General features: G+C 35.4%; 13 protein-coding genes and 1 tRNA gene. 12 read left to right on the top strand and 2 right to left on the bottom strand.

Features of this window, described 5'->3' with window-relative positions; translation table 11 throughout:
- The first annotated feature begins 136 nt into the window (after positions 1-136).
- From mce to AAC069_RS03315, 3 genes are all read left to right on the top strand, one after another.
- Positions 137-538, top strand: coding sequence for a methylmalonyl-CoA epimerase (gene mce / locus AAC069_RS03325; RefSeq protein ID WP_339919086.1), 402 nt, complete (start codon positions 137-139; stop codon positions 536-538).
- Positions 539-679: 141 nt separating this feature from the next.
- A tRNA-Ile gene (locus tag AAC069_RS03320) sits at positions 680-753 on the top strand.
- Positions 754-960: 207 nt separating this feature from the next.
- Entirely contained in the window at positions 961-1200 is a 240-nt protein-coding gene (locus tag AAC069_RS03315; protein WP_339919085.1) for a hypothetical protein, read from the top strand.
- A 32-nt stretch (positions 1201-1232) separates the two neighbouring features.
- Here the strand turns inward: AAC069_RS03315 and AAC069_RS03310 are convergent, their stop codons facing one another.
- The gene (locus tag AAC069_RS03310) at positions 1233-1823 is read right to left on the bottom strand and encodes a riboflavin synthase (protein WP_339919084.1); all 591 of its coding nucleotides are present in this window, start codon (positions 1821-1823) and stop codon (positions 1233-1235) included.
- A gap of 58 nt (positions 1824-1881) precedes the next feature.
- Here AAC069_RS03310 and pdxA point away from each other — a divergent pair, with 58 nt between their 5' ends.
- The 6 genes from pdxA to accC all read left to right on the top strand — a co-directional run bounded on the left by pdxA (position 1882) and on the right by accC (position 6907).
- Positions 1882-2931, top strand: a complete 1050-nt coding sequence (gene pdxA, locus AAC069_RS03305) for a 4-hydroxythreonine-4-phosphate dehydrogenase PdxA (RefSeq protein ID WP_339919083.1) — start codon at positions 1882-1884, stop codon at positions 2929-2931.
- Between the two features lie 84 nt (positions 2932-3015).
- Complete coding sequence (locus AAC069_RS03300) at positions 3016-3588, top strand: DUF177 domain-containing protein (RefSeq protein WP_091090965.1); 573 nt, start codon at positions 3016-3018, stop codon at positions 3586-3588.
- A 9-nt stretch (positions 3589-3597) separates the two neighbouring features.
- Entirely contained in the window at positions 3598-3792 is a 195-nt protein-coding gene (rpmF, locus tag AAC069_RS03295; RefSeq protein ID WP_007137315.1) for a 50S ribosomal protein L32, read from the top strand.
- 175 nt (positions 3793-3967) lie between these two features.
- Positions 3968-4966 (top strand): beta-ketoacyl-ACP synthase III, encoded by a 999-nt coding sequence (locus tag AAC069_RS03290; RefSeq protein ID WP_091091331.1) that lies wholly within the window; start codon positions 3968-3970, stop codon positions 4964-4966.
- Positions 4967-4989: 23 nt separating this feature from the next.
- Entirely contained in the window at positions 4990-5469 is a 480-nt protein-coding gene (accB, locus tag AAC069_RS03285; protein WP_339919082.1) for an acetyl-CoA carboxylase biotin carboxyl carrier protein, read from the top strand.
- A gap of 91 nt (positions 5470-5560) precedes the next feature.
- Positions 5561-6907, top strand: coding sequence for an acetyl-CoA carboxylase biotin carboxylase subunit (accC, locus tag AAC069_RS03280; RefSeq protein ID WP_339919081.1), 1347 nt, complete (start codon positions 5561-5563; stop codon positions 6905-6907).
- Between the two features lie 64 nt (positions 6908-6971).
- Here the strand turns inward: accC and AAC069_RS03275 are convergent, their stop codons facing one another.
- Positions 6972-8873 carry a S9 family peptidase gene (locus AAC069_RS03275; RefSeq protein WP_339919080.1) on the bottom strand — a complete coding sequence of 634 codons (1902 nt, stop codon included), beginning with the start codon at positions 8871-8873 and terminating at the stop codon, positions 6972-6974.
- Positions 8874-9029: 156 nt separating this feature from the next.
- Between AAC069_RS03275 and AAC069_RS03270 the strand changes: the two genes are divergently transcribed.
- The 3 genes from AAC069_RS03270 to AAC069_RS03260 are packed head-to-tail and all read left to right on the top strand — an operon-like array spanning position 9030 to position 11833.
- Complete coding sequence (locus AAC069_RS03270) at positions 9030-10142, top strand: FAD-dependent oxidoreductase (protein WP_339919079.1); 1113 nt, start codon at positions 9030-9032, stop codon at positions 10140-10142.
- A complete protein-coding gene (mtgA, locus tag AAC069_RS03265) occupies positions 10142-10885 on the top strand; it encodes a monofunctional biosynthetic peptidoglycan transglycosylase (protein WP_339919078.1) in 744 nt (247 codons plus the stop codon). The genes AAC069_RS03270 and mtgA overlap by 1 nt, the downstream gene beginning before the upstream one ends.
- Before the next feature lie 3 nt (positions 10886-10888).
- Complete coding sequence (locus AAC069_RS03260) at positions 10889-11833, top strand: lipid A deacylase LpxR family protein (protein WP_339919077.1); 945 nt, start codon at positions 10889-10891, stop codon at positions 11831-11833.
- Positions 11834-11837: the final 4 nt, after the last annotated feature.

Here is an 11837-nt window from a genome sequence, read left to right as displayed (position 1 = left end):
ATTCGGATACTTTTATTGCTCTTCCGATACTTTTTAGTTTTTAATGTTTAATTTTACTTACTGTTGATTGATGCAATTGCAAATGATTTGCAGTTAGTATGGTTTTTCGGCTAACAAGATATAGAAGATTTAGACAATGAGAAAAATAGAACACATAGGAATAGCGGTTAAGGATTTAGAAGTTTCAAATTTATTGTTCGAAAAGCTTTTTGGAGCTCCAGCTTATAAATTTGAGGAAGTCGAAAGTGAAGGTGTTACGACTTCTTTTTTTCAAAATGGACCCAATAAAATTGAACTTTTAGCGGCGACAAGTCCAGACAGCCCTATCGCAAAGTTTTTAGAAAAGAAAGGGGAAGGCATTCATCACATCGCTTTTGATGTAGGAAATATAGAGGAAGAAATTATCAGACTAAAAAAAGAAGGTTTTGTTGTGTTAAATGAAATCCCTAAAAAAGGAGCCGATAATAAGTTGGTAGTCTTCTTGCATCCCAAAAGTACCAATGGGGTTTTGATCGAATTGTGTCAAGAGATAAAATAATTCAAATATAAATTGTTTTTATAAATCTAATAATCAGGAGTTTTCTGTTTTTATTTTTTTATTTATTGAGTTTAGCCTAAAACTTGGTAAAAAATATTTGGAGCAAACGAAAAATAGTAGTAATATTGCAAACTCTAAACCGGTCCTATAGCTCAGCTGGTTAGAGCACCTGACTCATAATCAGGTGGTCCCTGGTTCGAGCCCAGGTGGGACCACAATAAACCCCTTAAAATCTTTGATTTTAAGGGGTTTTGTTTTAGGTAATGAATGGGTTTTCATTCAAAAAAAGGTATCTTTATGTAGTGATAGCTATTTTTATGAAAGTATATTTTAGCGGATGTGGCAGTGATTTGCGTTGAATATTAATAATAAATAGCTTAGATAGCTTTTTTTAATCAATTGATTTACTATTTTTGGAAATTATGAAGGTAGTGTCAGATAAATTTTTCCTTTTACTTGTTTTCCTTTTTGGGACCATGTATGCCTTTGCTGGTAATGCTGGCGGTCCTCCCGCTCCGAGTCCTACTGGAAAAAAACCGCCTCCTCCTCCCGGATTACCTATTGATGAGAATATCATGATTTTAGTGGTGATTGCACTGCTATTTGGAATGTATATTATTTATAAACACAGTGTAAAAAGAAAAGACCTCAATCTAGATTGAGGTCTTTTCTTTTTACACATGTAGAAGTGTGATTATAGTTTGTTACTGTAAAGTTTGGAAACGTATTTTCCAATCACATCAAACTCGAGGTTGATTTTCGTCCCTATTTTGAAGCTGTTGAAATTAGTGTGTTCGTATGTGTAGGGTATTATCGCTACGCTAAATTGATTTTTTTTTGAGTTTACTACAGTCAGACTTACTCCGTTTACGGTAATTGAACCTTTTTCGATGGTAAGGTTGTTTAGTGTTTCATCATATTCAAATGTATAATGCCAACTACCATTTGTTTCCTCGGCTTCTATGCATATTGCTGTTTGGTCTACGTGTCCTTGTACAATGTGGCCATCAAGTCGGTCTCCTAACTTCATCGCTCTCTCCAGGTTTACGCGGTCGCCAATTGCCCAGTCTCCTAAGTTTGTTTTTTTGATTGTTTCGTCAATAGCGGTAACGGTATATGAGGTGTCTTTTAGTGCGACTACGGTTAGGCAGACTCCATTGTGTGCAACGCTTTGGTCAATTTTGAGTTCTGCTGTAATTGAAGAGTCCACTGTAATGTGAATGTTGTCTTTCTCTTTTTTTATTTCTTGGATAGTACCAAGGGTTTCTATGATTCCTGTAAACATTTCTTGTTTTATTTTACTAAATTTGCACTTCAAAATTAGTAATAAATAACTAGAGGTAATGATGAAAAAAGCAGAAAATATAATTGTTGGAATTTCAATAGGAGATTTAAACGGTATTGGAAGCGAGGTTGTTCTTAAAACTTTTGAGGATTCTCGAATGTTAGAGCTGTGTACTCCTGTTATTTTTGCCAATGTGAAGATAATGTCATTCATAAAAAAGAATTTAGATTCAACGGTTCCGCTTCATGGAATTGATAAATTAGATCAAATTCTTCCCGGGAAGATTAATGTTTTGAATCTTTGGAAAGAAGGGGTAGATTTGAATCTTGGTGTTAACGATGATAAAGTTGGTGAATATGCTGTAAAATCATTTATCGCGGCTACAAATGCTTTAAAAGAAGGGTTGGTAGATGTTTTAGTGACGGCGCCAATAAATAAATACAACATTCAATCAGAGGAGTTTAAGTTTCCTGGTCATACAGATTATTTAAATCAAGAGTTGGAAGGAAATGCGTTGATGCTGATGGTTCAGGGTAGTTTAAGAGTAGGTTTGTTAACGGATCATATTCCGGTTAGCGAAGTGGCATCAAGGCTTACCGAAGATCTGATTAAAGAAAAAATTGAAACGGTTAGAAAATCGTTGATTCAAGATTTTAGTATCAATAAGCCAAAGATTGCTGTTTTAGGATTAAATCCTCACTGTGGTGACGGTGGTGTGATAGGTAAAGAAGATGATGCGGTGTTGAAACCAACATTAAAAAAAATATTCGATAAAGGAACGTTGGTATTTGGTCCTTTTGCGGCAGATGGATTTTTTGGAAGTGGGCAGTACGAGAAATATGATGCGATAATCGCAACGTATCATGATCAAGGGTTGATACCTTTTAAAACATTGTCTTTTGGTAAAGGAGTTAATTATACCGCGGGTTTGAATAAAATCAGAACTTCTCCGGACCATGGTACGGCTTACGATATTGCGGGAAAAGGGGTTGCGGATTATAACTCTTTTAAGGAAGCGGTTTATCTTGCTTTAGATATTTATCGTTCCAGAATTCAATATGCAGAAATCAGTGAAAAACCACTAAAGGTTAGGGAAAAACAACACTAAATAAAAAAAGATAAATAACGTTATTAGATTTGTAATAATTTTATATCTTTGCACTCCCGAAGTTTGGGGCAAAATTTTGTTGAAATGAATAAGACTAAACAATATTTAATTCCATTTGTGGGATTAAAGCTAGGAAAACATCATTTTGAATATCAAATAAGTAATGCGTTCTTTGAAATCTTTGATTATGATGAATTTGAAAATTCAAACATCAAAGTAAATGTAGTTTTAGAGAAGAAAAGCACGATGCTAGAATTGATTTTCAAGCACGAAGGGACAGTAAATGTACCTTGTGATCTAACGAGTGAGGATTTTGATTTGCCAATAGAAGGGCAGATGAAATTAATAGTTCGTTTTGGTGATGTATATAACAATGATAATGAGGAATTGCTGATTCTACCATTTGGAGAATTTGAGATAGATGTTGCTCAGTATATATATGAAATGATTGCGCTTTCTGTACCTTTAAGACGGGTTCATCCAGGTGTACAAGACGGAAGTTTAAAAACAGAAGCTCTTGAAAGACTAAAGGAATTAGTTCTGGAAGAACATAAGGAAGAGAATGAAGAACAGGTTGAAGAAGATACAATACAAGATAAAGAAGAGAATATTGACCCGCGTTGGGACAAATTAAAGCAACTATTAACGGATAAATAATATAGTAAAATGGCACATCCTAAGAGAAAAATCTCCAAAACAAGAAGAGATAAGAGAAGAACACATTATAAAGCTACTGTAGCACAAATCGCTACTTGCCCAATTACGGGTGAAGCGCATTTATACCACAGAGCCTACTGGCATGAGGGGAAAATGTATTACAGAGGGCAAGTTGTTATAGATAAGTCTGTAGCTGTTGCTTAATGCATTTTTTTTTAAATGATATTGGAACTCTCACATCGTGAGAGTTTTTTTGTTGTTTATAATTTTCATTAAATAAGAAGTCCTAAAACAAGAGGTTTAGATATTTTTTTGTAATTTTCAACTCTTTTAATCGTTTTTTCAGATGTCATTATTTGAAAAAAAATATTCAAATACCATGAATACAATTACAGCCGCAATAACCGCTGTTGGAGCTTATGTTCCTGACTTTGTACTTTCAAACAAAGTTCTGGAAACTATGGTCGATACAAATGACGAGTGGATCACTTCTCGAACAGGAATTAAAGAAAGAAGAATTCTAAAAGACGCAGACAAAGGAACATCGTATTTAGCCATAAAAGCAGCGCAAGATTTAATTGCCAAGGCAAATATTGATCCTTTAGAAATAGATTTATTGATTATGGCAACTGCTACGCCTGATATGCCAGTGGCATCTACAGGGGCTTATGTTGCAACTGAAATTGGGGCTACAAACGCTTTTGGTTTTGATCTACAAGCAGCGTGTTCCAGTTTTCTATACGGAATGTCTGTTGCGTCAGCATACATTCAATCTGGAAAATATAAAAAAGTACTGTTAATCGGTGCTGATAAAATGTCTTCTATTGTAGACTATACAGACCGATCTACTTGTATAATTTTTGGAGATGGTGCAGGTGCTGTATTATTCGAACCAAATTACGAAGGATTAGGATTACAGGATGAGTACTTAAGAAGTGACGGTGTAGGTCGTGATTTTTTAAAGATTGATGCTGGAGGATCTTTACATCCTACTTCTCTTAAAACAATAGAAGAGAATAGACACAATATTGTACAAGACGGGAAAACTGTTTTTAAATATGCAGTGACTAACATGGCTGACGCTAGTGAATTAATTTTGAAAAGAAATAATTTAACGAATGAAGATGTTGACTGGTTAGTGCCGCATCAAGCTAATAAAAGAATTATTGACGCTACTGCAAGTAGAATGAACTTAGAAGAGTCTAAGGTATTGATGAATATTGAAAGATATGGCAATACTACTTCAGCTACATTGCCTTTAGTCCTAAGTGACTTTGAAGATAAATTCAAAAAAGGAGATACAGTGATCTTTGCTGCTTTTGGTGGAGGATTCACATGGGGCTCTGTTTATTTAAAATGGGCATACGACAAAAAATAAATTTAAACTAAAAACAAATAATTATGGATTTAAAAGAAATTCAGAACCTAATCAAATTTGTAGCAAATTCGGGAGTTGCAGAAGTTAAATTGGAAATGGATGATGTTAAAATCACCATTAGAACAACTATAGAAGGCAGTGCAACTGAGACTACGTATGTACAACAATTACCTGCTCACAATCAACTTCACCAAGGAATGCCTATTCAAAATGTTGCGCCAGTTGCAGCTGTTGTAGAAGCTCCCGTTGTAGAAGAAAACAAGTATATCACTATAAAATCTCCAATTATTGGGACTTTTTATAGAAAACCATCTCCAGATAAACCTATGTTTGTGGAAGTTGGTACTACTATTGGAAAAGGAGATGTTCTTTGTGTAATTGAAGCAATGAAATTATTTAACGAAATTGAATCTGAAGTTTCTGGTAAAATTGTAAAAATATTGGTTGATGATATGTCACCAGTAGAGTTTGACCAACCTTTATTCTTAGTAGATCCATCATAACATTTTTAAATCCCAATATTTTAAATTCCAAATTCCGGTTCAGGAGATTTGGAATTTTAAGTATGTTATTTAAATTTTAAATTTATAAAAGATGTTTAAAAAAATATTAATTGCAAATAGAGGGGAAATTGCGCTTCGCGTAATTCGAACTTGTAAAGAAATGGGCATTAAAACTGTGGCTGTTTATTCTACTGCTGATGTAGAAAGTTTACATGTAAGGTTTGCTGATGAAGCTGTTTGCATAGGACCACCTCCAAGTAATTTGTCCTATTTGAAAATGTCAAATATTATTGCCGCTGCAGAAATTACAAATGCAGATGCAATACATCCGGGATACGGGTTTCTTTCTGAAAATTCAAAATTTTCAAAAATATGTCAGGAACACGGGATTAAATTTATTGGAGCTTCTCCAGAAATGATTGATAGAATGGGTGATAAAGCATCTGCAAAAGCCACAATGATTGAAGCGGGAGTGCCAGTTGTTCCCGGTTCAGTAGGTATTCTAGAGTCATTCGAACAAGCGCAGGAATTAGCACGATCTTTTGGTTACCCAGTAATGCTGAAAGCAACCGCTGGTGGTGGTGGAAAGGGAATGCGTGCAGTTTGGAAAGAAGAAGAATTACTTAAAGCATGGGACGGTGCCCGTCAGGAATCTGCCGCTGCTTTTGGGAATGACGGAATGTATCTTGAAAAACTAATTGAAGAGCCTCGTCATATCGAAATCCAAGTTATTGGTGATTCATATGGAAAAGCATGTCACCTTTCTGAAAGAGACTGCTCAGTACAAAGACGCCATCAAAAATTGACCGAAGAAACTCCTTCTCCATTTATGACAGACGAATTGCGTTTGAAAATGGGTGAAGCGGCAGTAAAAGCAGCTGAATACATCAAGTATGAAGGTGCGGGAACGGTAGAGTTTTTGGTTGATAAACACCGTAATTTCTATTTCATGGAAATGAATACTCGTATTCAGGTGGAGCACCCAATTACAGAACAGGTTATTGATTATGACTTGATTCGTGAGCAAATTTTAGTAGCTGCTGGAGTGCCTATTTCAGGTAAAAACTATTTGCCTCAGTTGCACGCTATCGAATGTCGTATTAATGCTGAAGACCCTTATAATGATTTTAGACCGTCTCCAGGGAAAATAACGACACTTCATATGCCAGGAGGACACGGAGTTCGATTAGATACTCATGTGTATTCAGGCTATACTATTCCGCCAAATTACGATTCCATGATTGCAAAACTGATTACTACTGCCCAATCTCGCGAGGAAGCAATTAGTAAAATGAGAAGAGCATTAGATGAATTTGTAATTGAAGGGATAAAAACTACAATACCTTTTCACAGACAATTAATGGATGATCCTCGTTATATTGCAGGGGATTATACTACTGCTTTTATGGATACGTTCAAAATGATCGCTCCAGAATAAAAAGCATATATAAAAGCAAAAAACCTCACTTTTCAGTGAGGTTTTTTTATGTCCGCTTGTAAATCTATAAGGTTTCTTTCAGCCATTTGAAGAATTCTTTTTGCCAAACTTGGGCATTTTGTGGTTTCAGAACCCAGTGGTTTTCTTCGGGGAAATACAGAAACCTACTTTTTATACCGCGAAGTTGCGCAGCTTGAAAAGCTTCTTGGCCTTGTCCTATTGGAACTCTAAAGTCTTTTCCGCCTTGAATAATTAAAATTGGAGTATTCCATTTTTCTACTAAATTAATAGGGTTGAACGTAGTATAGGTTTTTTGAGCTGTAGCATTGTCTTTTTCCCAATAGGGTCCGCCAAAATCCCAGTTGCTGAAGAAAACTTCTTCGGTTGTGCCAAACATGCTTTGGGTATTGAAAACACCATCATGAGCTATGAACGTTTTAAAGCGGTTGTTGTGTATTCCAGCTAAATAAAATGCCGAATATCCACCATAGCTTGCCCCAACACAACCTAAACGAGTTTTGTCTACATAGCTTTCTTTAGATACATCATCAATAGCCGAAAGGTAATCGTCCATTACTTGTCCGCCCCAGTCTTTGCTAATTTGCTCATTCCATTCTACTCCATGTCCTGGCATTCCACGACGATTAGGTGCCACAACAATATAACCATTGGCAGCCATCAATTGAAAATTCCAACGGAAAGAATAGAATTGTGTCAACGCACTTTGTGGTCCTCCTTGACAATATAAAAGTGTTGGGTATTTTTTTGTAGCGTCAAAATTTGGAGGTAGAATTACCCAAACTAACATTTTCTTACCATCTGTTGTGGTTACATATCTTCTTTCTGTTTTGCTTAACGCCAATGAATCGTAAGTTGCTGAATTTACATTGGTGATTTGTTTCCAAGTGTTTTTCTTTAGATCGAAAGAAAAAATCTCCGAAGCATGGTTCATATCTGCTCTAGTAACAATAATGCTGTTACCCGAAAATCCGATTAAGTCGTTTATATCAAAATCTCCTTTTGTAATCTGTTGCACATTTATTGCAATTCTAGTCATGCCAGGAAAATTCACTTCAAATAGTTGTTTTGTTCCATCAATTGCAGCAGTAAAATAGACTTTGCTACCATCTTTGCTCCAAAGAAAACTATCAACTGTACCGTCCCAATTAGCGGTAAGATTCATTTTTATACCTTTAAAATCAACAATGATGTCATTTTTATCGGCTTCGTAGCCTTCGCGTTTCATTTGCAACCAAGTCAGGTTTCCAGAAGGAGAAAATTGAGGAGCTACATCATAACCGGGATTATCTTCTGTTCTGTTTGTAGTCAATCCAGTCTCTAAGCTATATTCATAAATATTGGTATTTGTAGAAATAGCATACTGAGTACCTGCCTTTTTTTTACTTACATAAAGAATTTTTTTACTGTCGGGTGACCAGATGTAATCTTCATCTCCGCCAAAAGGCTTTTGTGGACTGTCAAAATTTTCTTTACCCATGATGTCAGTTCCTACTGCGCCTTCTGTGTTTTCTTTGTAAAGGACGTGGTTAAATTTTCCTTCGTTCCAAGTGTCCCAGTGGCGGTAGTCTAGGCCATCGTAGATTTGCACTTCAGATTTTTCTAGGTCAGGATAGAAATCTTTCCCAAGAATATTACTGATTTTCACCTCTTCATTATAGACAAGGTACTTCCCGTCAGGCGAAATATTTTTGTCTTTTACTAGGTCCTTTGTTTCCTTAATTTCGGTTGGAGTTCCTCCGTTAATAGGAATAATATAGAATTTTGAGTTAGACTTATTTTCTTCAACTGAAGGTGTAGTTACTTTGTAAACTATGTTTTTACTGTCCTTGGAAATACCTAAGGAGCTCACTCGTCCTAATTTCCATAGGGTTTCCGGTGACATAACGTTTTGGGCCATTGCGCTTAAACTCATCATTGTTAAGGTTGTAAGAAGTATTTTTTTCATAAAAAGAACGGTATAATTTAGACTTCTAAATTACGACAATAATCTAAAAACAATCAGAGGATTATGTTAAGTCTTTTCAATAATTATTAGATTAAAAAAGGGTACTTCATACCCATTTACAAAACTAAAAATATTATTTTTATAAAAATTTTTCAGATGCAACTAAGTTATTGGGAATTAAAAAACTGGTTTACTAAGGTAGATTATACAGTAGTAGGTAGTGGAATTGTTGGGCTACATGCTGCTTTGCGCTTACGCGAAAAGTATCCTGAGAGTAAAATACTAGTACTAGAAAAAGGAATGTTACCTCATGGAGCGAGCACTAAGAATGCTGGTTTTGCCTGCTTTGGAAGTATTTCTGAAATTATAGATGATTTGAAATCCCATTCGGAAGAGGAAGTTTTTCAACTGGTTACAAAAAGGTGGGAAGGACTTCGATTGTTACGCAAGCGTCTTGGCGATGAAGCGATTGATTTTAAACCTTTCGGAGGGTATGAGTTGTTTTTAAAGGAAGATGAAAGTTGCTATGCAGACTGCATGAATAAATTACCTTTCATAAATGAGATTTTAAAACCTCTTTTTAGATCGGATGTGTTTGCTAAAGAAATAGATCGTTTTGGGTTTAATGGTATTCGAGAACATTTGATTTTCAATCCGTTTGAAGCTCAAATTGATACTGGAAATATGATGCAGGAGTTGTTAAAACAAGCGGTGTCAAATAATATATTGATTTTGAATCAGCAGACGGTTACTGCGTTTTTAGAAAAAGAAAGCGATGTTGAAGTGGTCTTGAATGATTTTAGTTTTAGATCAAAGAAAGTATTATTTGCTACAAACGGTTTTGCAAATAGATTAACTGGGGGAGCAGTAAAACCTGCGAGAGCTCAGGTGTTAATAACGGAGCCAATTGAAAGTCTTGATATTAAAGGAACTTTTCATTTGGATCGGGGCTATTATTATTTTAGAAACATTGGAGACCGAATATTGTTAGGTGGCGGTAGGAACTTAGATTTTGATGCCGAAAACACTACAGAGTTTGCACAAACAGAAATTGTGCAAAATAAGTTGGAGCAATTATTAAAAGAAGTAATTTTACCCAATCATAAATTTGAGATTGCCCATCGTTGGAGCGGAATCATGGGTATTGGTAATAGCAAGAATCCTATTGTTTCACAATTGTCTGAAAATGTTTATTGTGGCGTGAGACTTGGAGGAATGGGAGTAGCAATTGGAAGTTTAATAGGGACAGAATTAGCAGATTTAGTATAATGGCAACAAAAATAACTCGAAAGAAACCAATAAAAAAACCGGTAAAAAAAGAACACAGCAGTTTTATGAGTACACTAAGTCGTTTTTTGTTTAGAGCAGCCTTGTGGTTCTTTGGAATCTCCTTGTTTTTTGTCGTGCTTTATAAATTTGTTCCCGTTCCGTTTACTCCTTTGATGCTGATACGTACTATTGAAAACATCTCTGATAAAAAAGAAAACTCATTTAGTCACGATTGGGAACCTATCGAGAATATTTCTGTGAATTTGCAGAAAGCTGTTATCGCCAGTGAAGATGGAAGTTTTCTTGTTCATAATGGATTTGACTTCAAGGCGATGCAAAAAGCGTACAAGGGTAATGAGCGAGGTCGAAAAATAAAAGGAGGAAGTACCATATCGCAACAAACGGCCAAAAACGTATTTCTATGGCAGGGGCGTAGTTATTTCAGGAAGGGGTTGGAAGCTTATTTCACGGTTCTTATAGAATTTATCTGGGGTAAAGAGCGCATCATGGAAGTGTATCTAAATAGTATCGAAATGGGGAATGGCGTGTATGGCGCTCAAGCAGCGGCTGAACATTGGTATAGAAAAGATGCCAAAGATTTGACACCCATTCAAGCTGCTGGAATAGCGGCGATTTTACCTAATCCCAGAAAGTTCACAGCAACTAGTTCGTCATCATACATTAATAATAGAAAGACAAAAATTATGCGAGTGATGCGAACGGTAGGGAAAATCAAATACTAGAACGTGCCAAAAAAGACTTATATTATTTTCTTATTTATGGCAACTGCTATTGTTCTAGGACAAAGTAGGACAAGAGAAATAGGTCTGATAACGGAAAACGATTTGTATACCTCTTCTAAGAACGATAAGTATTACACTAATGGGATCGAGATTTTTTATCGCTTTTTAACAAAGAATGACGATGATAAAGTAAATAAAAAGATTGTCGAAATTAGAATTGGTCAATACATTTTTAATCCGAAATTCATAAATAAGGGAGCTGTAGCAGTAATTGACCGGCCTTTTGCAGGCTATCTTTTTGCAGGGTTTGAAAAAGGATTGTTTTTTCATAATGAAACGGTTTTTAAAGGTGGAATTGAATTGGGTTTTGTGGGGCCAAATTCTTTTGCAGAAGAAACACAAAAAAGATTTCATAAATTTTTCAGTTATAAAGGAGTCTACGGCTGGGAGACCCAAGTTAGTAATGCGCTAGCAATACAGAGTCATTTTTTGTTTTCCAGTAAATTACTTCCTAAACTAGATAGTGATATAATCGATTTTCATTTTCAATCAGAAGCCAATTTGGGGACTATTTTCACAAGTATATCTGCTGGGTTTTTGACTCGTATTGGATTTAAAAAATTAGCACCTATTTATGATTCTAATTTATACGGAGCCTCAGTTTCTCGTAAACCTGGGAAATTAGAGCAAGAGTTTTATTTTTATATTGCTCCCAGTATCAAATATCAGGTCTATGATGCTACAATACAAGGAAGTCTTTTCAATGATAATAGCCCAATAATTTTTGATTTAATTCCCGTTCGTTTCAATGGAGAGGCTGGTTTTAAATACCGAAAAAATAATCTTAATTTATCCTATGCCTTTGTGTACAGAAGTAAAGAATTACATAATGAAATCAATACAGGATATTTTTATGGAGCGATAGGAGTTTCTTATTTGTTGAGATAACGTC

The organism is uncultured Flavobacterium sp., assembly GCF_963974175.1.
Classification (GTDB): domain Bacteria; phylum Bacteroidota; class Bacteroidia; order Flavobacteriales; family Flavobacteriaceae; genus Flavobacterium.
Note: the sequence above shows the minus strand (reverse complement) of the source record. Positions and strands in the feature narration are given on the sequence as shown.